Annotated in this window: 28 protein-coding genes; 24 read left to right on the top strand and 4 right to left on the bottom strand. The window is 45.4% G+C overall.

Features of this window, described 5'->3' with window-relative positions; genetic code table 11:
* Positions 1-10: 10 nt before the first annotated feature.
* From ACTD55_RS07860 to ACTD55_RS07765, 20 genes are all read left to right on the top strand, one after another.
* Positions 11-1,168, top strand: coding sequence for a phage major capsid protein (locus tag ACTD55_RS07860; RefSeq protein WP_438863772.1), 1,158 nt, complete (start codon positions 11-13; stop codon positions 1,166-1,168).
* Positions 1,169-1,252: 84 nt separating this feature from the next.
* The gene (locus ACTD55_RS07855; RefSeq protein WP_438863771.1) at positions 1,253-1,438 is read left to right on the top strand and encodes a hypothetical protein; all 186 of its coding nucleotides are present in this window, start codon (positions 1,253-1,255) and stop codon (positions 1,436-1,438) included.
* Entirely contained in the window at positions 1,439-2,062 is a 624-nt protein-coding gene (locus tag ACTD55_RS07850; RefSeq protein WP_438863770.1) for a head-tail connector protein, read from the top strand.
* Positions 2,059-2,385, top strand: coding sequence for a phage head closure protein (locus tag ACTD55_RS07845; protein ID WP_438863769.1), 327 nt, complete (start codon positions 2,059-2,061; stop codon positions 2,383-2,385). The genes ACTD55_RS07850 and ACTD55_RS07845 overlap by 4 nt, the downstream gene beginning before the upstream one ends.
* Positions 2,372-2,893 carry an HK97-gp10 family putative phage morphogenesis protein gene (locus ACTD55_RS07840; protein ID WP_438863768.1) on the top strand — a complete coding sequence of 174 codons (522 nt, stop codon included), beginning with the start codon at positions 2,372-2,374 and terminating at the stop codon, positions 2,891-2,893. Before ACTD55_RS07845 ends, ACTD55_RS07840 begins: the two co-directional genes overlap by 14 nt.
* A complete protein-coding gene (gp17, locus tag ACTD55_RS07835; protein ID WP_438863767.1) occupies positions 2,877-3,254 on the top strand; it encodes a tail completion protein gp17 in 378 nt (125 codons plus the stop codon). The genes ACTD55_RS07840 and gp17 overlap by 17 nt, the downstream gene beginning before the upstream one ends.
* A gap of 40 nt (positions 3,255-3,294) precedes the next feature.
* The gene (locus tag ACTD55_RS07830; protein WP_438863766.1) at positions 3,295-3,723 is read left to right on the top strand and encodes a hypothetical protein; all 429 of its coding nucleotides are present in this window, start codon (positions 3,295-3,297) and stop codon (positions 3,721-3,723) included.
* Positions 3,720-4,082: a hypothetical protein gene (locus ACTD55_RS07825; protein ID WP_438863765.1), complete on the top strand. Its 363-nt coding sequence runs from the start codon at positions 3,720-3,722 to the stop codon at positions 4,080-4,082. Before ACTD55_RS07830 ends, ACTD55_RS07825 begins: the two co-directional genes overlap by 4 nt.
* Complete coding sequence (locus ACTD55_RS07820; RefSeq protein WP_438863764.1) at positions 4,079-4,261, top strand: hypothetical protein; 183 nt, start codon at positions 4,079-4,081, stop codon at positions 4,259-4,261. The genes ACTD55_RS07825 and ACTD55_RS07820 overlap by 4 nt, the downstream gene beginning before the upstream one ends.
* A 1-nt stretch (position 4,262) precedes the next feature.
* A complete protein-coding gene (locus ACTD55_RS07815; RefSeq protein WP_438863763.1) occupies positions 4,263-6,248 on the top strand; it encodes a tape measure protein in 1,986 nt (661 codons plus the stop codon).
* Positions 6,248-6,856, top strand: a complete 609-nt coding sequence (locus ACTD55_RS07810; RefSeq protein ID WP_438863762.1) for a hypothetical protein — start codon at positions 6,248-6,250, stop codon at positions 6,854-6,856. The genes ACTD55_RS07815 and ACTD55_RS07810 overlap by 1 nt, the downstream gene beginning before the upstream one ends.
* Positions 6,853-7,443, top strand: a complete 591-nt coding sequence (locus ACTD55_RS07805) for a hypothetical protein (RefSeq protein WP_438863761.1) — start codon at positions 6,853-6,855, stop codon at positions 7,441-7,443. Before ACTD55_RS07810 ends, ACTD55_RS07805 begins: the two co-directional genes overlap by 4 nt.
* Positions 7,443-11,090, top strand: a complete 3,648-nt coding sequence (locus ACTD55_RS07800; protein WP_438863760.1) for a hypothetical protein — start codon at positions 7,443-7,445, stop codon at positions 11,088-11,090. Before ACTD55_RS07805 ends, ACTD55_RS07800 begins: the two co-directional genes overlap by 1 nt.
* On the top strand, positions 11,090-11,779 hold the full coding sequence (locus ACTD55_RS07795) for a hypothetical protein (protein WP_438863759.1): 690 nt from the start codon (positions 11,090-11,092) through the stop codon (positions 11,777-11,779). Before ACTD55_RS07800 ends, ACTD55_RS07795 begins: the two co-directional genes overlap by 1 nt.
* Entirely contained in the window at positions 11,776-12,054 is a 279-nt protein-coding gene (locus ACTD55_RS07790; protein WP_438863758.1) for a hypothetical protein, read from the top strand. Before ACTD55_RS07795 ends, ACTD55_RS07790 begins: the two co-directional genes overlap by 4 nt.
* Complete coding sequence (locus ACTD55_RS07785; RefSeq protein WP_438863757.1) at positions 12,051-12,569, top strand: sulfotransferase domain-containing protein; 519 nt, start codon at positions 12,051-12,053, stop codon at positions 12,567-12,569. Before ACTD55_RS07790 ends, ACTD55_RS07785 begins: the two co-directional genes overlap by 4 nt.
* Entirely contained in the window at positions 12,553-12,888 is a 336-nt protein-coding gene (locus ACTD55_RS07780; RefSeq protein ID WP_438863756.1) for a hypothetical protein, read from the top strand. Before ACTD55_RS07785 ends, ACTD55_RS07780 begins: the two co-directional genes overlap by 17 nt.
* Complete coding sequence (locus ACTD55_RS07775; protein WP_438863755.1) at positions 12,885-14,483, top strand: hypothetical protein; 1,599 nt, start codon at positions 12,885-12,887, stop codon at positions 14,481-14,483. Before ACTD55_RS07780 ends, ACTD55_RS07775 begins: the two co-directional genes overlap by 4 nt.
* A gap of 3 nt (positions 14,484-14,486) precedes the next feature.
* Positions 14,487-14,936 (top strand): hypothetical protein, encoded by a 450-nt coding sequence (locus ACTD55_RS07770; protein WP_438863754.1) that lies wholly within the window; start codon positions 14,487-14,489, stop codon positions 14,934-14,936.
* A gap of 2 nt (positions 14,937-14,938) precedes the next feature.
* On the top strand, positions 14,939-15,268 hold the full coding sequence (locus ACTD55_RS07765) for a hypothetical protein (RefSeq protein ID WP_438863753.1): 330 nt from the start codon (positions 14,939-14,941) through the stop codon (positions 15,266-15,268).
* Here ACTD55_RS07765 and ACTD55_RS07760 read toward each other — a convergent pair whose 3' ends face one another.
* From ACTD55_RS07760 to ACTD55_RS07745, 4 genes are read right to left on the bottom strand one after another with little or no spacing between them, the layout of a single operon-like run.
* Positions 15,269-15,460: a hypothetical protein gene (locus tag ACTD55_RS07760; RefSeq protein ID WP_438863752.1), complete on the bottom strand. Its 192-nt coding sequence runs from the start codon at positions 15,458-15,460 to the stop codon at positions 15,269-15,271.
* Positions 15,445-15,855, bottom strand: coding sequence for a hypothetical protein (locus ACTD55_RS07755; RefSeq protein ID WP_438863751.1), 411 nt, complete (start codon positions 15,853-15,855; stop codon positions 15,445-15,447). The genes ACTD55_RS07760 and ACTD55_RS07755 overlap by 16 nt, the downstream gene beginning before the upstream one ends.
* Positions 15,852-16,163 (bottom strand): hypothetical protein, encoded by a 312-nt coding sequence (locus tag ACTD55_RS07750; RefSeq protein WP_438863750.1) that lies wholly within the window; start codon positions 16,161-16,163, stop codon positions 15,852-15,854. The genes ACTD55_RS07755 and ACTD55_RS07750 overlap by 4 nt, the downstream gene beginning before the upstream one ends.
* Before the next feature lie 41 nt (positions 16,164-16,204).
* Positions 16,205-16,414 (bottom strand): hypothetical protein, encoded by a 210-nt coding sequence (locus ACTD55_RS07745; protein ID WP_438863749.1) that lies wholly within the window; start codon positions 16,412-16,414, stop codon positions 16,205-16,207.
* 398 nt (positions 16,415-16,812) lie between these two features.
* On the opposite strand from ACTD55_RS07745, the gene ACTD55_RS07740 reads away from it, so the two are divergent.
* The 4 genes from ACTD55_RS07740 (at position 16,813) to ACTD55_RS07725 (ending at position 23,645) form a co-directional block, all read left to right on the top strand.
* The gene (locus tag ACTD55_RS07740; protein ID WP_438863748.1) at positions 16,813-18,756 is read left to right on the top strand and encodes an endo-1,4-beta-xylanase; all 1,944 of its coding nucleotides are present in this window, start codon (positions 16,813-16,815) and stop codon (positions 18,754-18,756) included.
* 135 nt (positions 18,757-18,891) lie between these two features.
* Entirely contained in the window at positions 18,892-19,311 is a 420-nt protein-coding gene (locus ACTD55_RS07735) for a CBS domain-containing protein (protein ID WP_438863747.1), read from the top strand.
* A 62-nt stretch (positions 19,312-19,373) separates the two neighbouring features.
* Positions 19,374-23,276 (top strand): ATP-dependent RNA helicase HrpA, encoded by a 3,903-nt coding sequence (gene hrpA, locus ACTD55_RS07730; RefSeq protein WP_438863838.1) that lies wholly within the window; start codon positions 19,374-19,376, stop codon positions 23,274-23,276.
* A 69-nt stretch (positions 23,277-23,345) separates the two neighbouring features.
* The gene (locus ACTD55_RS07725) at positions 23,346-23,645 is read left to right on the top strand and encodes a PilZ domain-containing protein (protein WP_438863746.1); all 300 of its coding nucleotides are present in this window, start codon (positions 23,346-23,348) and stop codon (positions 23,643-23,645) included.
* Positions 23,646-23,720: the final 75 nt, after the last annotated feature.

Genomic DNA, 23,720 nt, shown 5'->3' with positions numbered 1-23,720 from the left:
GGAATATCTCATGCCACAAGTAACACCAGAAGACGTAAAAAACCAACTTGACTCCATTAATAATGAAGTTAAAAAAGCCATTAGCGCCACAAATGAAGAGGTGAAAAAGCACGGCAAAATTGGGGCTGATAATGCTCAAAAATTAGATACCTTAACCAACAAAATTGAAGAGGTTACAGCCCAAGTATTAGAGCTTGAGCAGCAAGGCACTAGCCAAAATGATGTTGAAAATGCGGTTAAATCGGTTGGGGCTCAATTTACAGATTCAGACGCCTATAAAGGCTTTTCTGCAGGTAATTCAACAAAAGCATCTTTTGAAGTTGAAAATAATATCGTTGTTGGTAGTGATGTTACCGTTGCACCTGATCGCCGCTCCGGTGTAATTAGTGGAATTGCTATGCCATTGCGTGTACTGGATGTTATACCGCAAGGTACAACCAACAGCAATGCGGTGGAATATGTACGCGAGCTGGCATATACCAATGCCGCTGCAGAAACAGCCGAAGGTGATACCGCCTATCCAGAATCTGCGATCACTTTTGAGTTGGTCAGTGCGCCAGTTCGTAACATTGGTCATTTTATTTATCTTAGTAAACAAATGGTGGAAGATAACTCTATTATCACCAGTTACATTGATGGCCGCTTACGCTACGGCGTAGAGTTGCGCAAAGATACACAAACACTTGTGGGTAACGGAACGGGGCAAAATCTAAGTGGTTTATTTAAAACGGGTAATTATACCGCGCTTGCCGGGGCAACAAGTGGTGATGATCAATACAAAAATATTCGCCGGGCTATCGCTCAGGTGGAGGCAAACGGCTATATGGTCGATGCGGTATTTTTAAACCCTGCTGATTGCGCCAATATCGATTTGATAAAAGCGACAGGTGGTGAGTACATTAGTACCAATCCACGTATGCAAAATACTAAAACGGTATGGGGTAAACCTGTTGTAGAAACCAGCGCAATGACGTCTGGTAAGTTTTTGGTATCAGCCCTAGCAATGTCAGCTCAATTTACCAATCGTCGTGGAATCATCGTTGAAATGTCAGACAGTCATGATGATAACTTCACCAAAGATATGGTAACACTCAAAGCCACAGCGCGTGCGGCAATGGAAATTTATCGTCCAGCCTCATCAGTCGGTGGTGATCTAGTAACAGCGTAAATAACCCAACCGCTAGCCAGTAAGCCTGGCAAAACGTAACCAAGGGGTGCCAGATGGCACCCCTTTTTTTATAAGGGTAACAAAATGAAATTAATTGCTTTAACCCAATTTACCAGCGTTCACGTTGGTACGGTTCTGGCTGGTGAGCAGGTGCCAGAGTGCTCAAAAGAATTCGAAAAACACTTGATCGAAAATAAGTTGGCCGCTCAAAAAGCTGCGGCACCTGATAAAAAGCCACAACCTAAAAAGCCGGCCAAAAAGGCAAAATAAATGACCATACTCAATCGCAAGTTAATTACCGAGCCAGTATTAGAGCCGGTCACGCTTGCCGAGCTGGCGCAGCATACCGTAATCGACTGTGAAGATGCTGCCCGCGAAAGCGCGTATTTGCAATCGCTTATTACTGCTGCCCGTAGTCGGTTCGAGCATTACACCAGCCGGTTTACGGTTGAACAAACCTGGCGATTGAGTATGCCTTTTTTCAAAAATGAAATAAGCATTCCGTTGGTGCCGTTGCGTAGCGTCGAGTCTGTGCAGTATTACGACGCAACCGGCACCCAACAAACGCTCGATCCATCAGAATACAGGGTAGACGATCACGGCCTGTTAGGGGTAATTACCCCAGTATCAAAATGGCCAGCGGTACAAACCCGCCGTGATGCCGTGCAAATTAATATCACCGTTGGCCATGCCAGTACCACCGGAGACAATCCGGTTAAATTAGATGCCACCAGCATCATCGAAAACGGCAAACTCCAACAGGCAAAACAGGCAATCATGATCTTAGTGTCAGACTGGTACAACAACCGCGAAGACACCGCCGTTGTGCAACTACACGACATGCCCAACGCATTTAAAGCCCTGTGCAGTGAATTGTCGGTAAATTTATTATGATCCGCGCTGGACTGTTAAAACACCGTTTAGGTTTTTGTGTACTCACAAAAACGAAAGGCCAATATGCAGAAACCACCGAAACCCCGGTAGAAAAATTCAATTTAAAAGCCGAGGTTGTCAGTAACGCCAAAGAGCGCGACCAGGTATCAGACGGGATTGATATACAAAACACCCTCACGTTCCACTTGCGTTATCACCGGCGTATCACCGCCGATATGGTCATAAAATTTAAAAACGATCTATTCGAAATACTCGATATAGATAACCCCAATTACGCCAATCGCGAACTATTTATCACGGCCACAAAATATGTACAAAGTTGAAGGTTTAGCCCAACTGCAAGGTGCACTGGTGCAGCTGAGTAAAAGTGCAGGTCAAACAGTATTGGCAGGAGCGTTGCGTGATGCCGCGCGGCCAATTGTGCGTGATGCCCGTACCAATGTTGCCCGTAAAACCGGGGCGCTCGCAAAAAGCATCCGCACCGAAGTGTTTCGCAACAACGGCACAGGCCGCAGTAACAATGTTGTCAGCCTAAGTATTGGTTACCACAAGTCGGTTGGGTGGCGCGCAAGGTTTATAGAAAAAGGCACCAAGCCGCACCGCATCCCCAATGAAAAGATCGGGCGAGGGCGTCGTAAACGCAAAAACACCGCCGTCGTCGCCTTTGGTGGCAAGGTTTATAAATCGGTCCAGCACCCCGGCATAAAAGCCCAGCCAACGCTGTTACCCGCCTTTGAGCGTGGCCAGCGTCAGGCGCTTACCATTTTTAAACAGCGCCTTTATCAACGCATTATTTTACAGAGCATTAAAAAATATGGAAAACGCGCTTAGTACCTTACTGCTTAGCAGTAATACAGTTTATGACATGGTAAATGGGCGTATTTCGCCCGCCCTGCGCGATGACGGTTTCCCTGCTATTACGTACCAAAAAACCAATACCGTTATTCCCACGGATATAAGTGGCCAGCCAACCGGCAACAACCAAAGCCAGTTTAGTATTGTCGTGCACGCAAAAAGTTACGCCGATGCCCGCAATATCGGTAACGCCATTATCTCGTTACTAAATGGTTTTCGTGGGGCGGCGGGCGATAAAACCGTAAAGCTAACCCAATTCCTCGGTGACGGTGATGGACAGCAGCAAGATCCAGACATCACCCAGGTGTACCTAACCTACAACTTTATTCACAACTAACCCGCCCGCTTAGGCGGGTTTTTTATTGGAGCAACAAAAAATGAATGACAAAACCTCAATTATCGGCGGTTCCGAGTTGTCCTATTCGCTGGATTTGGAAACCCCAGCATGGGTGGTACTAAATGGACTTGAAGAGGTGCCAGAATTCAGAACAAGTAAAGGTGAGCGTAAAACCACCACTATTAACGATACCGTGCATCAATTCGAGGACGAAATGGACACGCCTCAAGAGCAGGATATAACCTGCCAGTATCACAAAGCCGATGCAGATCAACTCGCGTTCCGCGCTGCGGCACGAAATAAAACCCCGGTATTAATTAAGTGTGTTTATGCCGATGGTGATGAGCTGCAAGTACCGGTAAAACTCAAAAATTACGGTATTCCAAGTGGCGCACCGGAGTCCACTAAATATTTTGTCTGCACCCTGCGCCGTACCGATGACATCACACACGACGAGGCCGCATCGTGAGTTTAATTAAAAAACTCCAGACACTGGCAAATACTACCGCCACTACCACGGTGCGTATTGAGTCCATTGGGGACGATATAGAGCTAAAAGCCCTGCATCTAAGCCAGCGGTTGGAGCTTTATAATAAAGATAGCCCATTAAATAATTGTTCATTTGCCATGGTGGTGGTGGCGTTATCGGTATGTGAAAAAGGCCAGCGTTTAGTCGATAAGCTCGACGCTCAAGAGGTGATCGCGTTTTTAGAGCCAATTCCTATTGATGAATTCACCGAGCTTTACACCGCCGCTGCCAAATTGTCCGGCATTAGCAAAGCCGAGCAAGAGGAAGCCGAAAAAAACTCCAAAGCGCCGACGGAATGATGTTTTTTGCATTCCAGTTGGCGCGTGATTTAGGCAAATCCATCACCGAAATCCTGCAATTTTCAGGGGTGGAATTCACCTATTGGATGGCGTTTTACAAAGTTAATCAGGATAAGCAAACCAAAGCCCTCGAAAAAGCCAAAAAAGCGACTAAACGCAACCGTAAATTAAGAGGATAATATGGGTAAAACCGTACTGGCCGAACTCGTCACCCGTATGACGGTGGACTCAGCAGAATTTAAAAAAGAGCTGGAAAAAACCACCGCCAAAACCTATGCGTATAGTAAAACTGCGCGTACAGCGGCAAATGACAGCAGAATATTTGATAAGTCAATGAGATCCGCTACGCTGCCCACTCGAAAATTGGGCAGTGAAGTACTGGGACTATCTAGAGCGTTTGGCGCTGTCTCGTTAACTCTGGCTGCTACCAAATTGTCAAGTTACATTGATCAGTATTTAAAAATGGATTCTCAACTTAAGCTGGTTTCAAAAAGCCAAAGGGAATTGAATGAATACTTTAATAAGCTAAATGAACTAAGTTCTGAAACCCGAACTGCGTTGGAATCAAATGTAACTTTGTACGCAAAGTTAACCCGCGCAACTAGCAATCTAGGTTACAGTCAAGAGGAAGTGCTAAAAATCACCAAAGCAGTGAGTCAGTCATTTGTAATTAGTGGTTCTGACGCTCAAGAAACTGCCGGGGCTATTAAGCAGTTATCTCAAGCTTTGGCAGCTTCAGCATTTAGAGGTGATGAATTTAATTCTGTGGCCGAGGCTGCTCCAAGGTTAATGAAGGCTCTAACTGATGAGTTGGGTGTAAATATTGATCAGTTACGTCAAATGGCCGCCCAAGGACAATTAACATCTGAGATATTATCCAGCACTTTATTAAACCAAGCAGAGAAAATAGAAAAAGAATTCGGTAAGGTAAATAAGACCATTGGTCAGAGTGCTCAAGTGATGGAAAACTCTGCCATTGTCGCTATAGGTAAACTGGATGAGCTATTTGAAGTATCAAAAGCGGTTGGCAGAGATCTGGAAAATTTAGCGGCAATTATTGAAGGATTAGGTATTAGTTTTGAGTATTTAGGGAATAAAAAACAAGGTATTCAAGATATTTTTTCTTTAATTTCGGATAGTTTAGACGGTGGTGAATTAAGTCAGTTAAAGTCTGCTCTTGCAGATCAGTTTTTAACTGCAGGCGATGTTATAACTAAATCACTAGGCATTGTAGATACAGCTTGGGATAACTCCGTTAACGCATGGAAGGATAAATTATCAACATTTAATCGAGGAGGGATTGATGCGCCCATAATCGAGGTGACCGACGGTTCTATTTTAGATGGGTTAAATTTATTTTCAGATACATCAATTGTTGATGAGTATGCAAAAAAATCAGCCGATTCCATGTGGCAATCGTTTCAGGATCAACTGCAATTTAATGCAGAATTTAATGCGGAATCGGCCGAGCTTCAGGGGTTGGTTTTTAAACCCCTGCTGCCCGAAGATTACGATTTTTCAGGGTTAATTAACCTGCAAGATCAGGAAGCACAAATAAAGTTTGAGCATTTTCAAAAGCTCGAAGAAATGCAGCGCCAAGCCTCCATCCGTCAGCAGCAAATACAAGAGCAAACCGAAAACGGCATGTTTAATTATGTAGCTAGCATGGCAGATCAAACCGCTACACTAATCGAACAAAGCGCAAAAGACGGGACGGCAATTCAAAAAGCCGCCTTTTTAATCCAAAAATCAATTGCGGTTGCCACAACTGTTGTTAATACAGAAATGGCAGCAGCTGCTGCACTGGCGCCACCCCCAATTGGATTGGGCCCTGTTGCAGGTCTAACTTATTCAAATGTTATACGTAGTTTGGGTTACGCATCAGCCGGTATAATTGCCGGGCAAACCATCGCCAGTTTCGAAGGTGGCGGTTATATCCCCGACGGCCCCCGTTCCGGTGGGATGGATGGTCGCGGTGGGCGGTTGGCGGTAGTTCACCCGGACGAATCCATTGTCGATCACAAAGTCGATGGCCCCACCGGTGGGGGGGTCAATATTACGTTCTCGCCCGTACTTAATGATGTTAGCGGGTATGATCAATGGTACAAAAATAACAAAAACCGCATCATCCGTGATGTGCAATCAGCAACCGGGCGGCGCATCTAATGGCGACATTATCAACCGCATTTGGATGGTGGGAGGCTGTTCCCAACTCTTACGATCCCACTCAAATTAATAACGCCAAAGAATACAAAGCCTTTACTGCAAAACGCGGCAGTAAACATGTGTGGGAGTGGGACTTAACCCTAAAAAATTCCAACTATGACGAACTGATGGACTTTTACAGCTTTTTAGTCGGGCAGGGCGGTCAGGGTGGTATCTGGAATTTACCCAGCCCATTACCGCAGCGCGGCACCTTATTAGGCACGCCGCTAGTGCGTGCCAGTACCGCTAAGGGGCAGTTTAGCATTCCGCTAAAAGGCTTCCCTAATAGCTCAAACAGTTTATGGAAGGTGGGTAATTTTATCCAGTTTGCCGGACATACCAAATGCTACATGGTGCAAAACGTAATCAACAGCAATAGCAGTGGCGAATCCACAGTGCAAATTTACCCCGGTTTGTTTGCCTCGGTTGCCGCAGATGAAGTGATAAAAACCGGTAGTAACGTGTTGTTTCAGGTGCGGTTAGAGTCCGACATGCAAGATCTGCTCATAGCTGCCAATACTGGTAAAACCGGCCACACAAAATGTGAAGTACGCGAGATAGGCGCATGAATAACTATATATTTTTACTTATTTTACCGGTGGGTAATGCCACGTTTTACTTTACCACCGATGGCGTTGATTTTGATTACAACGGTGATACCTATTTAGCCGGTTTTTGGCCGCATGATCAGGTGCCAGACATCAAACAAACCAGCCGCCCGCAAGAAAATCAGGTTAAATTCGAGCTGCACGATCTCGACGGTACCCTTATTACCAACTTATTGTCGGCACCATGGCGTAATAAAAAAATGCAAATGTTTCGGGTTAAGTTGGATCAATACCAACAACTACAAACCATTACCCGTATTTACCATGGCGAAATAACTGGTTACGTGCACAACGAAACCGACAATTCAAAAATTATTACGTTTGAGTCCGTCGATCTGGCTGCCGTCAAAACCAGCCGGGGCTATCGCAGCAATATTACATCGCAACACCAGCGCGATCCTGATGATGACTGTTTTGAACAAACCCCGTTTATTTTGACCGATGTAGCATGGGGCAAGGCCAAAACCTACTCACCTGGCACTTACAGCAATACAGGCGGTGCCACCCGTAAAGATCGTTATGCAACAGAAGAGGTTTATACCGTCTAATGTGGTGGATATTAGCAATAGGGGTGCTGCTGGGTGTTGGCGCAGCGATAGCAATAAAACCCGACATTCCCAAAAACAACACCGGTGGAATTGATGTCACCAGACCCGCTACCGATAATCCAATCAATGTCGTGTTAGGTAAGCAGGGGCGTATATCTGGCACTATCGCGTTCCAAAATACCAATGATGGCAACCGGGATGATGTTCAAAACGACTTGTTGCACCGCATTATTGTCTGGGGTGAGCGTGTAACAACACTAGGGCAAATCTATCTCAACGATCTACCCATCAATAACACCAAATTTAATGCATCAGATGGCGGGCGCTGGGCTTACCGGGTAGCATTCCCTAATGCCTTAAACGGCTACAGTGACCCCCGTTTAAACGCGGCGGGTTATAGTCCAACCCGCCATAAATTTACCGGTCTAGCGTGTGATTACCTGCGCTGCCAGTGGGACGGAGAAGGCAAGGCCTTTAATAGCGAGCCAGTGGTCACAGTCGATGTTGACGAAGGCCACCCCAATATCAACATTTATGATCAAACGGTAACCTGGTCAGAAAACGCCGCCAGCGCCTTACTAACCGTGTTAAAAAACCCAGATTGGGGTTACGGCTACACGTTAGCATCAAATAAAATTGATCAAGGCTCGTTTACCGACGCTATCGCCAAATGTGCCGAGTTAGTGCCGCTATTTGATGGCAGTGAGGACACCCGCCGAAAATACACCTGTAATTATTTACTAGAAACAGATCGCGACATTACCGATCACATCGATGTACTGCTAAACGCTATGAACGCCCACATGCCCAATATCGATGGCAAATATCATTTAATTATTGAAGGCGACGACGACCCCGAAGCATTTGAGTTAATCGAAGGCGAAACCTTCTTTGGTGATGTAGCCACCACCGAGGGCGGCATTGATCGCTATAACCGGATCATCTGCGAATATCTCGATCCAGACAAAAACTGGAAAAGCCAAGAGGTTATCTTCCCCGAAAAAGACAGCGCATTAGATTTACAATGGCTGGCCGAAGATAACGGGGTAAGAATGGAGAAACGGGTAAAACTACCCGCCACCATTTATTACTACGAAGCGCTGCAGCAAGCCAAGTTTTTAGCCTATCGCAGCCGCGAGGCACTAAATACTAAATTAACCGCTAATATCGACGCCGATGTACTCAATGTAGGTCAGGTGGTTAATGTTACCCGCCCTAGCGTGGGTTGGGTGCAAAAACCCTTTAGAGTGCTGGAAAAAACCACCAAAAACAGCACATTACAGGTCGAATTATATTTAGTTGAGCATCAGCCGTATTTATACGACATCGATTTTGGTGCATCACAACCGCCCATTCCGGACACCATCAACCCCACCGCTGGCCCCGCAGATCCAACCGGATTAACCGTTACACCGCTGTACAATAATGACGGCCAGCTAGAAATTAGCTGGACCAGCACCAGCAGTATTTTTGATGTACAAATTTACAAAATAGTGGGCGAAACCGAAGAAGTCATATCCACCGCGACCATCCGCACCAAAAGCTATATTATTAAAGGCTTGGCGGTGGGCAGTTACGAGCTAGACGTGCGCGCCAAAAACAACCTGGGTGAACTCTCCAATTTTGTTACTCAGTCGTTTGGTATTGGTGTACTGGTTACACCCGTTGCCCTACCCAACGTTAATGCAGTACCCGGCAGTATTACGTTAGAGCCGCCTACACCGTACTCTGCCAGTCATATATATGAGTTTCGGTGGCACAATAGTGACGACACCACCGTCAGGTATTACGGCCAGTCGTTGGTATGTGTGTTGCCAAACATTATTGATGATGTCACCTATACCATTGAATACCGCCTCATCTCGCCCGAGGGCGCAGCCGAAAACTGGGTGTCAATTGATATAGACGGCGTTGAACAAACCCTTTACACCTGGCTAGCCTATGCCGACGACGATACCGGTACCGGTATTAGTTTAGATCCAACCGGCAAAGCCTATTACGGCGTTGCAACCGGCCGTACAGTTGCCACTGCAAGTATTGCAGATCCGGCAATATACACCTGGCTACCCCAAGCTGCTGGCGGCGGCGAACCGGCAATTAGCGGATGGTTAAGCAACACTGTACATGCTGTATCTGTTGCGCCAGATGGCACGGGCGGCGACTTTAGCGGAGCGGCTACAACAATATCTATTTATGTTGGGTTGGTGGATGACAGCGCAGCGTGGAGCATTTCGGCCAGCGCCAGCAGCGGCGTAACCGGCAGTTTAACCGGCCGCACTTACACTGTTTCGGCAATGAGTCTAGACCAGGGCTACGTAGATTTAACCGCCACCCGTGAAGGTTACAGCGACATTACCCAGCGCTTTACCATTGTAAAACTACGCACCGGGGCAGATGGCGCCGCTGGCGTGCCTGGTGCCCCCGGAACCGACGGTACAACAACGTTTACCTGGATACGTTATGCCAACAATGCCGCGGGTAGCGGTATAAGTAATGACCCGGCGGGTAAAGCCTATATTGGTTTTGCCTACAACAAAACCACCGCCACCGAAAGTACCGATCCAGAGGATTACACCTGGTCAAAAATACTCGGTGATGATGGACAGGACGGCCAAGACGGCATACAAGGTCCACCGGGCGCCGACGGCACACCGCGTTACACCTGGATACGTTACGCAAACAATGCAACAGGTAGTAGCGGATTTAGTAACTCGCCTACGGGTCGCACTTATATCGGCATTGCCACTAACAAAACCACGGCTACCGAGAGTACCAATCCCGCTGATTACACTTGGTCTAAATACGTGGGTGACGATGGCCCCCAGGGTGTGCCTGGTACTCCAGGTGCCGACGGCACACCCCGCTATACCTGGATTAAGTACGCGGATAATGCCAGCGGCAGCGGCATTAGCAACAATCCAACAGGCAAGGCGTATATTGGTTTTGCCTACAACAAAACCACATCGGCAGAAAGCAGCACGCCAGGTGATTATGCGTGGTCCAAGATTTTGGGTGAAGATGGCAGTGACGGCCAAGACGGTATACAAGGCCCGCCGGGTGCCGACGGCACGCCACGCTACACCTGGATAAAATATGCCGACAACGGCAGTGGTAGCGGATTAAGCAATAACCCTACAGGCAAAAAATATATTGGCATTGCTACCAATAAAACCACAGCAACGGAAAGCAACTCTGCGGGTGATTACACTTGGTCAAAATATGTAGGTGAAGATGGCGTCGACGGACAAGACGGTCAAGATGGCGGCATAGGCCCACCAGGGCCACCTGGCCCAATTGCAACAGCCCGTTCTTATTCCGATAGTGGTTCTTCAAACAGTTTACCTGGGGGAAGTTGGCAAACGTTGGTCAATCTATCTGTACCAGCGGGCACCTGGGATTTTGATATGGAAGTGCAGGCCAATGCCAGTAATGTGACACTAGTTACATTGAAGGTCAGATGGTTAAAAAATGGATCAGTAAATGGGGGTTATGAAGACACGGATATCAGTAAATTTCCAAGTGTTAGCCTGTCATACCACAACGTATCAACGATTAGTGCAGCAAGTTACCAATTGCAGGTTTATGCATCAAATTATGTGGATTCTGGTAGTGCATCAGGTTACTTAACAGCCGTGGAGCAACTGTAATGCCAGCATTCACGGTAATCAAAAACAACGTACAGCAACGTATTGTTAAATTGCACGACAAAACAATCGATGATGCCCTCGTCACCGCCGAAAACCAACTATCTGCCGAATTAACAGAGGGCGAAACGTTTGTGGCCGGAGCCTACCCCAAAGACTTATTTAAATTTGTTGATGGCGAGCCGGAAGAGCTAACTGAGCAAGAAGCCGCAGCCCTGCGCCCTAACATAAAGCCACCCGCACCGGACGTGTTAGTGGATGCCGCATTGCTGGATATTAAAAGTGCCGGTTTAGCAACAATGGCCACACTGCCCCCAGTTGATGCAATGTGGACGGCAGCCGACGCTAAAAACGCTATTGACCAGGCCGCAGGACGCGCGCGGTTTAGAGTGGTAAGCCAAGGTACATTGATTGATCAGGAATATGCCCTGCTAGCCTGCCGGATTAAAGACTGGCGCACCGCCGGATCACCCAGCGAAACCGTGCCGGTTATGCTGCAAAATTACGCCACCAATACCAGCCAAACTAACGAGGCAGCAGCCCAACAAATTGAGGCGCAGGTAACCGGCTTTGAAACGTTTTTAGAAACCACGCACAACCTGCGCCACGCTGGCAAAGCCGCAATTGATAATGCGGAAACTGATTTTTGTGCCGCAGCGGCACCCTACATTGCACAACTGGAGGGGTTATGAACTTACACGAATTCACCGCTGGCAACGGGCTAATCGTCGAATACGAGCCAATCGTGACTAACCTACGCATTAAAAATACCGCGGGCACAGAGCTATTCCGCTGTGAACTAATCGCTGCCGGGTTAGAAATGTGCCGTATAACACTGGGTAGCAACCAAATGTCACGCCCCATCCGCGCAGCAATTGTTGAATATGTGAGTGATGCCGGATTTTGTGCATACAAATATGAACGCAGCAAAAATGGCCGTTTTTTAGAATTTACGAGGGTAGTATGAGAGTTATTTGCAACGGTATACCAAAATCTGGAACTCATGCTCTATTAAAAGCGGTGCAGTTATTAGGCGTGACTGATACTGATCATGAGCATTTAGCGTACTCAGCACCACTATCTGATAAGCATATTTTAATAATTCGGAATCCACGGGATGTATTAATAAGTTGGTGCCGATGGACTTATAAACAAGTCACGCAGGGTTTTATAATTGGCGCAATGCCTGAGTTTGTACAGCATTACAACGACTATAAACCGTGGCTTACTGACGAAAACACTTTAGTTATTAGGTTTGAGGATTTGATTGGTGATGATGGTGTGACTATCCAACAAATTGCAACGTATTTAGACGTACCGTATTTAACCGATGCTTACGCTAATTTGCCGGGATTAACACGCACATGGACTGGTAACTATAGCGATTGGACAGAGCATTGGACGCAAGATATAGAGGATGCGTGGCAAGCCGTTGGCGGTGCAAACGTAGAACAGGATTATGGTTATGTATCTAGTTTTTAGAGCACGTGATAAAGCTGGATTTAATCGCGGTGATGTTATTTGTCATTTGCCCGATGACCACCAATTTAGCAACCGTGAGCTAACAAACCCCGATTGGCGCATTATCCAATGCCCGTTAACACAAGTTGAGGCGGAGGCGCTAACAGCTCAAAACGACAATTATCAGCGCATTTGGGGAGTAGATTTTGACTCTACTGTTATCACACAACAATCCCGAGATTGGTTTAATGATGACACCCGCACAGTACCAATTTTGCAGGTAGGTGAAGATGGCCGGGCCACACTCAACGCAACAGCGTATATGCGGGAAACGCTATGACCACAACTACAGTCAGCACAATCGGCGCAACAGGCGACTACAGCACAATACAACTGTGGATAGACGATGCGCCAGCTGATATGCAAGCTGAGGATGTAATCTGGATTGGCGAGTTAAAAAAACAAGAGTTTGTCGTCACATCAGGGTTTAATTTTGCAGGGCATAATACTGATGACGTAAATAGATTTATCCTGCGGCCAGAGTCCGGCGCAGGGTTTGCAGACGATGCAGACGCCGCGACAAATCAGCTACGATATGACGCGACCACCGGCGCTGCAATATCATTTACAGCGGGATATGCCAGCCTATTTAACGTATTTAGTAATTTAACGCTGATTGGATTGCAGATACGCGCGACTAATAGCACGGGCACGATCAGATTAGGTTATGCCCGCGTCCACGGATGTATTTTGCAGCAAATCGCTAACGGTTATGGCCCGGCTATATTCTACGCGCGCCCCACATCACCTACCGATAATTATGTTTGTAGCGATTCGGTGATAATAGGTAGTGGTACGCTGGGCGTTGTGATTGCAAAAAATTACCAGTTTATCAACACTCGGTTTTATAGCACCAATGGCGGTAATGCGATACGCGGTGATTACGGTGATTCGACGTGCAAAAATTGCCTGTTTTTGGGACATGACACTGTATCAAATGGGCGTAATTTTTTTACAAACTGCGCCACCGATTTAGCAACATTTAGCGCTAGTAGCACAACGGATTGCTTAACCAGTTTAACATTGACAGACCAAATTGTGGCAGGCGGCACAGACGTAACGGCACTGGATTTACGTTTAAAATCTACTGCTGATGTGATTGGTGCAGGTATAAATTTATATCCTGACTATGTGACTGATATTTGGGGTAATGACCGGGCTAGCGCTGGCGCTTGGGACATAGGCGGGTATTATTATGTTGGTGGTGGCGTAGATACAATATTTTCGCTCGATATAACGTCAACGTATCGGCAACGATCCGAAACATCATTACCGATTCCAACAACCTACAAACAGCGGCAATTAGCCGCTTTTTCTTTATCCAGCGTTTATCAACAACGGAATATAAATACATTGGATGTTTTATCCGGCTATTTACAGCGGGATCAAAATACCATTGCAATCGCAACAAATTATTTGGAACGTGCTGAAAATGCGTTAAATATCACATCCGCTTATCAAGAGCGCTTAACCGACTTGCTGGATATTCAATCCAGCTACCTGGCGGCTGGCAGTGATGTTGTTTTTACGTTTAATGTCCAATCCAGTTATCTGGCCAGATTATCCGCACCAATCAATATCCAAAGCGAATACCGCGAACGCGAAGCAGATCAAATACAAATTGCATCGCAATACCAACAGCGCCAGGTGAACGGGCTGGATATTGCATCCGAGTATTTACAGCGCCAGCAATCACAGCTGACCATAGGCAGCGAATACCAGCAACGCTTAACCGGTATTTTAACAATCACAACCAGTTATCAAGGGGTGCCGGTCGTTATCCCGCCACCTGCATCATTGCAAATTAGTATTACCGAACCGTCGTACAGCATCGCAATCAGAGAATCCAGCTATCAACTATCAATCAAGGGGTAAACCATGCTGACATTTTATAAAACAACCGGCAACCTAGGTGGCGCAGCCACCGCCACAGAAACAGATGGATCGGATTTATTCGATGCATTTAACGACACCGAAACCAACGATGGCACCACAGAATACGCCTGCATCGTACTGGAAACGGATGTAGATTACTCAAACGCCCGCATGTATATCGAAAGCGAAACCGCACATACAGGCGTTAACTGGACGTTTGGCCTCGGCAGCGCAGCTATCAACGCCGAAGAACAAACCATTGCCAACAAAAATACTGCCCCAGCTGACGTAACTTTTACCGACGCAGAAGGACTGGCCAATGCACTAACCATTGGCGATATGGTCGCAGACGATACCAAAGCCATTTGGGTAAAAGTCGTTATAGCCCCCGGCACATTAGCAAAAGACGTTTACAACTTTGTGCTAAAAGCAGCAGGTGGAATAGGCGAATAACTATGCTGATCACAGCTAAAAAAGGGCGGGATGGGGCCGTAACTATCACCGCCGCAGAAGATCCGCTAGGCGGTACAAATTACCAGCCCATGCAAGTCGACAGGGCGGTTATTGTAGCCGGTAGTGCAGTACTTGATAGCGATGTAGATACCGATGATGTGGATATTATTGGTAATAAAATCACATTTAAAAAAGGTGCGTTTGATCTTGCACAGGGCGAATATTGTGTTGATGTTATTGTCTATAACACCACATACCCCAACGGGAAAACCATTGTCGGATCAGGATTAGAAAACACACTGGAAATGGATTTTAGAATACAACCGGTTTAATCAATCAGAACTATCCAGCAATTTCAACCCCGCCACAATCGCCGCTTTCTTACCTCCGTATTCTGCCGCTAACTTATCGAGTAAATCATATTCGTCCTGAGTAAGCGGCATCCCACCCAACCTGGGCTGACCTTTGCGTTTTTCGTTCTGGCGTTTGTTAGCCAGTTGTTGTGGCGTTAATTTATCAGCCATTGGCCTAACTCCATTAATGATTTTTTACCAAAATTTGGGATTGATAAAAAATGTAATGCCGGTTTATGGATAAAATCATATTCTATTTGCTGGCGCGATACATACCCGCCGCGCTCAACTAAACAAAACGCTGTTCTGTGTGTTAAGCCGGCACACCAATCTGGCTGCTGCCAATTGTCTCCCGGCAGGGTTTTAAAATCCTCGTCAGTGGTGTGGGGTGGTAACACGGTTGGCCAGTGGTTAACGCTAACGTGGGCATCACACGCCTCAGTAACCCAGTCGTTTAGTTTCATACCAGCTTTACTTGCCGCCCTCACCCAGCTATTACGCTGGGCTTGGGTGAATACAACCCTATCGTTTTTATCGATGGCGTCAATGTGGAGTGGCTTAGTCATGCTTTACCAGGCTGATGGCTCAACCCGCCCCCGTGTTCATTCTCTAATTTTATTTCGGCCAATAAATCCTCAGCTACTGCATCCGGTTTACCACCGTTGGTTATATGCGCCTGATACCAACTCACTATTAAGCTGCTAACATTATCTTCGGTTTGCTCTGTAAATATGCTGGCATCAATCCCGGATGCGGCACAAATATGGTTAATTGGTGCCCAGTCAAACGCCACCATGCCGTCACTGTCGCGGGTTAATTTTAAATCAGCAAAACTAATGGTGTCTGGTATGCTGATTGATGTAAGTTTTTTCATGATAAATTCCATTAAAAAGCCCCTTCCGGGGCTTGTTTTTACTAAATTTTTAATATATTTCTAACAGCAATATCAAACCAGTCACCCTGAGTAACTGGGCAACCATCGCAATCCAAAACACGTGGATTTTCTTCACAGGTAATACCAACAATTTCATTTTCAAAATCAGTGTTTGTTTTAAAATCATTACCGGTAATTTCGTACCAAGTTACACCGTTTTCGTTTTCGCTAATTTTTTTGATAGTAGTCATTTTCTTTTCCTCAAATTCCCCGTTCTGCGGGGCCAGTGGTTAGGTTTGTTCCTGACCATGTAGAGAGTATAGGCGCGACTATATTTAATTGCAAGTAAATAATTCGATTATTTTCAATTTATTTTTTATTGTGTCGTTATTGTGTCGTTAAAATTAAAAACTTGCCCACATGTCAACAAAAAATAAGGGGTTTCATAATCGTGCCAGAGGATTGAGGGTTGTGAAGCAGTTTGCGGCATGAATAATCTCAGTCGAATATAAAGACGCTCTAGTCTCTACATAACAACACAGAATGCAACCCAACTTTTCATAATCTGATAATCAAATTTCCTGCATTGTGAGCAAATCTGGCGCGTGTTACAAATAATTAACATTTTGATTGAGTCACAGGATTTTTAGTGAAAAAACGTTATATAAAATTATTCAGCTTAAACTTATTGCCAGCAATGGTATTAAGCGTATGTCTTGTCGCATGTGGCAGTGGTGGTAGCAAAGCAACATCTTCACCTCCTTCGGTCTCGCCACCTGTTAGCGACCCCACTCCAGAGCCTACAACGGAGCCGGACGTTCCAACGGGTGAAAATATCATAAGTGAAAGCGGATTAAATCCCACTTTCAACCCGGGCAGTGGTGCTCAACCGGTGGGAACGGTTGCAACGGTATTGGTTGATCATGAGAAGTTTAATCAAGCGCTCGAAATTGATATTACCCATCCCAATGGTGTGGTTTGGGATGGACAATTGACTATTGATATCAATCAGGATATCGCGATTAACGACGTGTTATTACTGCATTTATATTTCCGCACAATAAATACCCAAGCTGAATCCGGTGCCGGATTTACGACGGTTTATGTACAAGGCCCAGCGCCTGATTATGAAAAATTTGTTTACCGTGAGATTACCAGTACTGATCAGTGGGTCGAGTATTTTATTCCTATGCAAGCCACTTCTTCGTTTAGCCAAGATCAAGTGGATTTATTTTTTGGTGTGGGAGGTGGTGATCGTCCGCAAAAATTTCAAATAGGCGGAATTGAGTTAATTAACTATCACTCCGATAAAACCCTAGCCGACTTGCCGAATACCAGACCGTCTTACGCAGGACGTGAGTTAGATGCGCCGTGGCGTGCTGAGGCCAAGGCAAGAATTGAACAATATCGCAAAGGGGATTTTAACTTAAGCGTCAAGGATAGCGAAGGTAACCCGTTGTCTAATCAGGAGATTACCGTTAACTTTAAACAACATGCCTATCATTTTGGAACGGCTATTGTTGGTCACCGTCTTGTGGAGCAAAGCGAGCAGGCGGATCAGTATCGAGCCCATTTAAAGCAACTGTTTAATCAGGCTAGTCCAGAAAATGATCTTAAATGGGGCGCTTGGGAAGGTGAGTTCGGTGGTCAGTTTACCCAACAAAATGCGATTGCCGGTTTACAGTGGCTAAAAGACAATGATTTTTATGCTCGTGGTCATGTCTTGGTGTGGCCTTCTAAGCGCAATCTACCTGATTCCATGCAGCAGTATTTACCCGATGACCCGGCCAATGCCGATCCGGCCGCAAAACAGGCTGCGTTGGATCATATTGATGATGTGACATCAGCGACAGCTTATCTACTGGAAGAGTGGGATGTGTTAAACGAACCATTTGATAATCACTATTTAATGGATGCCTTTGGCGATCAGGTTATGATCGACTGGTTCAAACGGGCTCGCAGCAATCTACCCAGTCAAAAATTATATATTAACGATTATGGGATCTTGTCGTCAGGTGGCCGCAATACCAGCCATCAAAATCATTATCTGCAAACCATTCAATATTTATTGGATAACGGAGCTCCTTTAAACGGCTTTGGTTTACAAAGTCATTTTGGTGATATGCCAACAGATATTCCGACTCTGTATAATATTGTCGATCGATTCGCGAAACAGTTTCCTGATTTGGAAATCCGTATTACCGAGTTTGATGTTGATACCAGCGATGAAACGTTACAAGGAGACTATACGCGTGACTTTTTAACCATGATGTTTAGTCATCCCAGTACTGTGGGGGTTCAGGTGTGGGGGTTCTGGGCCGGTAATATCTGGAAACCGGATGCGGCAATGTTTGATATGGACTGGCGTGCCAAACCCAGCGCTTTGGCATGGCAAGATCTGGTATTACATCAATGGTGGAATGATTTTAGCGGAACGACCGATGCAAATGGTCAGTTTGCGGAGCGGGGATTTTATGGTCAATATCAGGCTAAAGTGAATGTGAATGGTAAAGATTATACCTTCGATTTTAAGGTTGAAGCCAATAATGATTACCAGAATAACCACATTGAATGGCAGCTACCGGCGCAATAATGCTATTTGGGCTGAGTGCATTAACGCAGAAGTGTTACAAGGATGTAAAAAAAACATAAAAAGTTAGCAAAACTATAAGTTTAGGGTCTATCTTTGAAGTGACAATAAGATCTGCAACCAAATTGAGGATTGCTAATGGAATCACTTAAAGTGGGTGATTATATGAATATTCACCCGGTAACGCTTAAGCATTCAATGACCGTGGCCGAAGCCGTTGAAAAATTAATTACAAGTCACTACCCCGGAGGACCGGTAATCGATGAAAAAAGCCGTTTGGTCGGTTTTTTATCCGAGCAGGACTGTTTAGCCAAAATGATGGAATGCAGTTACTACAATGAACAGGCCGCCTACGTTAAAGATATTATGCGTACCGAAGTGCTGTCCCTTAAGCCTTACGATTCGGTATTAGATTTAGCCCAGCAAATGTTAGGTGCTAAACCCAAGGTTTATCCGGTGGTGGATGATGATGAATTACTGGTTGGATCTATTTGCCGTGCTGATGTACTAAAAGCGATTGGTATGCATTTAAAGGATGCCTATAAAAAAGCCGGTTAAGGCAAGAAGGAGAGGCGTTTCACGCCAATCTTCGCTGGTAATCAACTATAACTTCTTCTAGGATCGGCTCCTGCATTAATAGGAGCCGTTATTTGTCTGTTTCAATTCAATCTTTATATTCTTTATTACCTAATGCGATGGCGCAACATAGGCACCGTTTTCATCAACGGCTTCGTGCACTAAAACGGTTGGATAAAGACCAGCAAGCGCAAAAAGTTCAACAATTGCAGCAGGACATTCAGCAATCAATACAGACGGTTGAATTACGCAAGACCCAATGTCCTGAAATTAGTTATCCACCACTACCGGTTAGCGAACATAAAGATGAACTGGTAGAGGCGATTAAACAGCATCAAGTGGTGATTATTGCCGGTGAAACCGGCTCAGGAAAAACTACGCAACTACCCAAAATCTGTCTTGAAGCCGGTCGTGGTATGGCCGGGTTAATTGGTCATACGCAACCCCGACGATTAGCTGCACGTACGGTTGCTAACCGGATTGCGGAAGAACTTAATTCGGTATTGGGCGAGCAGGTTGGTTTTAAAATCCGTTTTTCCGATCAAGTTAGTGAACGTAGTTATATTAAATTGATGACTGACGGGATCTTGTTAGCCGAGATTCAGCAGGATCGATTTTTAAATCAGTATGACACCATCATTATCGATGAAGCCCATGAGCGCAGTTTAAATATAGATTTTATCTTGGGCTATCTGAAGCAACTATTACCAAAGCGTCCCGATTTAAAATTAATTATTACTTCGGCCACTATCGATCCGGAACGTTTTGCCCGTCATTTTGATAATGCCCCGGTATTTCAGGTGAGTGGCAGGACTTTTCCGGTGGAAGTGCGTTATCGTCCTTTGCATGAAATGACCGATGGTGATGGCGATACCGTTGACCAAACTCAAGGCATTATTCAGGCAGTCGATGAACTTAGTCGCGAAAGTCAGGGTGATATATTGGTGTTTCTGAGTGGTGAACGGGACATTCGTGACACTGCCGAAGCATTAAATCGTCGTCAATTACGCCATACCGAAGTGGTACCCCTGTATGCCCGATTGTCGGCTGCGGAACAGAATCGAATTTTCCAAAGTCATGGGGGGCGGCGGATAGTTTTGGCGACTAACGTGGCGGAAACGTCATTAACCGTACCGGGGATAAAATATGTAATTGATCCCGGTACCGCGCGAATTTCTCGCTATAGTTTCCGTAGCAAAGTACAGCGCTTACCCATCGAGGCTATATCCCAGGCCTCAGCTAATCAACGCTCCGGACGGTGTGGTCGGGTGTCGGCCGGTATTTGTATTCGATTGTATTCAGAACAGGATTTTTTAAGTCGTGATGAATTTACTACCCCTGAAATACTGCGCACCAATTTAGCTTCGGTTATTTTACAAATGTTGGCATTGGGGCTAGGGGAGATTGATCAGTTTCCATTTGTTGAGGTACCGGATAACCGTCAGATCAATGATGGCTTAAGATTACTGGAAGAAATTCAGGCGATTAGCAGTCATAAAGGCAGTAAAAAGCTCACCCCAATTGGTCGCCAAATAGCTCGGCTTCCCATCGATCCTCGTTATGCGCGAATGGTGGTAGAAAGTGCCGAATTAGGCAGTTTATCTGAAGTATTAATTATTGCGGCCGGTATGAGTATTCAGGATCCCCGTGAACGTCCGCAAGATAAACGACAGGCTGCCGATCAGCAACATGCTGAATTTGCCGATAAGGAATCAGACTTTATTAGTCTGTTTAATTTATGGACGGCTTTTCGCGAGCAACAAAAAGAATTAAATAACAATCAGTTACGTAAATGGTGTAAACAATATTTTATTAACTATCTGCGTATGCGGGAATGGCAGGATATTGTTAGCCAGTTGAAAAAAGCGATTGCTGAAATGGGGTTCAGATTAAATCCAAGCCCGGCCGATTACCAAGCTGTTCATCAAGCATTACTGGCAGGATTACTGTCCCACATCGGTAATAAAGAGCCCGAAAAGCAGTATTTAGGTGCACGTAATGCTCGCTTTATGATTTTTCCCGGCTCGCCGTTAGCCAAGAAAAATCCAGCCTGGGTAATGGTAGCTGAGCTGGTGGAAACGTCTAAGTTATTTGGGCGGATTGGCGCTAAAATTCAGCCTGAATGGATTGAACCATTAGCCGCTCACCTAAGTAAAAGTAGTTATTCTGAACCGCACTGGTCGAAAAAGCGCGGCGCGGTAATGGCTTACGAGAACGTTAGTTTATATGGTTTGCCGATTGTCACTAAACGAACGGTTAACTATAGCACTATCGATCCTGCTTTATGCCGCGAGTTGTTTATTCAACACGCTTTGATTGAAGGCGATAGCAAGCTTAATTTCCCATTTTTACAGCATAATCAGCAATTAATTGATGATATACAAGCACTGGAAGACAAATCGCGCCGTCGTGATGTATTGGTAGATGATCACGCCATGCAGCAGTTTTATCTACAAAAACTGCCAGAGCATATTTGTAACGAAGTGAGCTTTCGGCACTGGTGGAAGAAAGTCTCTAAGCAACAGCCACAGTTGTTACATTTTGATCCCGCATTGTTGATGAAGCATGATGCAACCAATGTTACCCAATTAAACTATCCCGAAACGTGGCAACAAGGAAACCTGCATTTGGCGCTGGATTATCAGTTTTCTCCTGCGGCTATTGATGATGGGGTGAGTATTTTAATACCGTTGCCGTTACTTAATCAGCTCAAACCACAAGGATTTGACTGGTTGGTAGCGGGATTGCGTTACGAACTGATCCTGAATTTAATCAAGCTGTTACCAAAAAGTTTACGTAAAAACTTTGTTCCGGCTCCCAATTATGCCGAAGCCTGTATGGCAGATATTACCCCATCAGAACAACCTTTCCTGGAAGCCTTATCCTATAAATTAAAACGGATGACGGGGGTCGAGGTGTCGCCTGATGAATGGCCGTGGGATAAATTACCTGAACACCTTAAATTTAACTTTAAGGTAATAGATAACCATAAAGTCATTGCTCAGGGGCGTGATTTGAGTGTGTTACAGCATAAACTGAGTGATAAGGTTAAATCTAGCTTACGTCAGGTAGCGACGCCTGAAGTGGAGCAAAAAGAATTGACTGAATGGACTTTTGGCTCTTTGGCGAAGGAATTTAGTGAAGATAAAGGTGGTTATCAGGTTAAAGCCTATCCTGCGTTAGTGGATAATGGTCAAACGGTGGCGATTAAGTTATTTGATCAACCTCATCAGGCGGCGTTATCACAACAGGCTGGATTGCGGCGTCTATTGCGCTTAAATATCCCTTCACCAGTTAAATACCTGCAAGAAAAATTGCCTAATAAAGCCAAGTTAGGGCTGTATTTTAATCCATTTGGGCAAATCAAGGTGCTGATTGACGATTGCATCGACGCCGCTATTGATCAGTTATTGTCGGAAAAGTTTAATGATATTCGTGACCCGGATGTGTTTAAACAAGCCTGTGATTGGGTCAGGGCTGAACTTAACGATAAAGTCTTGCAGATTGCGACAGCCATTGAACCGGGACTAACCCTGGCTCATCACATAAAAAAGAAGATGAAAGGCAATGTCCCCCTCAACATGATCAGTGCCCATGGTGATATTCAGCAGCAGTTAAAAGGGCTGGTGTTTACCGGATTCGTGACTCACATTGGCGCAGCCAAGTTGGCTGATTGGCAACGTTATATTCAGGGAATTGAAAGACGTTTGGAAAAATTGCCCATTGATCCGAATAAAGACCGTTTACAACAGTTAACCGTGGAAAAAGTACAACAGGCTATTGATGGGGCTAAAAATAAAATTCCGGCTGGTCAACCACAACCTGAACAGATCGAACAGGCGCGCTGGATGCTTGAAGAACTGCGGGTATCATTGTTTGCCCAACAGCTTGGAACCGCCTATCCGATAAGCGAAAAAAGGATAATGAATCATTTGGGGAGCTTTTAGCCGTTGACTTTGTGAACTAAGGTTAATATAACCTTGTATTGAGTGGACTTATTCGAAGGAGAAGACAACATGCTTGGCTATGATGACAAACGAAATTTTTTTCGCATGATGGTTAATTCAGGGTGCGAACTGACCATTAATGATGAACAATCAAGCCGCACTATTTCAGCGGTGTGTCATGATATTAGTGCCACAGGCATGTCTTTTGAAGTAGATGAACCTATCGAGTTAGGGACCAAAGTCAATGTGTCGATTGAATCAACTAGCAGCCAAATACCTTCTCTTGTGGCTGACAGCAAAGTAGTGCGTTGTTCTGAGCAAACTGCGGACAGCTTTATTGTCGGCGTAGAAATTATTGAAATGAAATAGTCAGTGTTAAAATACCCGTATCCCCGCCTATTGTTAGCGGGGATATGATCTTTCTACTTGGGCTCCAAGTCCGCC

Source organism: Neptunicella sp. (genome assembly GCF_048268085.1).
In the GTDB taxonomy this organism is placed as follows: Bacteria; Pseudomonadota; Gammaproteobacteria; order Enterobacterales; family Alteromonadaceae; genus Neptunicella.
The sequence above is the reverse complement of the archived record's forward strand: the minus strand, read 5'-3'. Positions and strand labels throughout refer to the sequence as shown.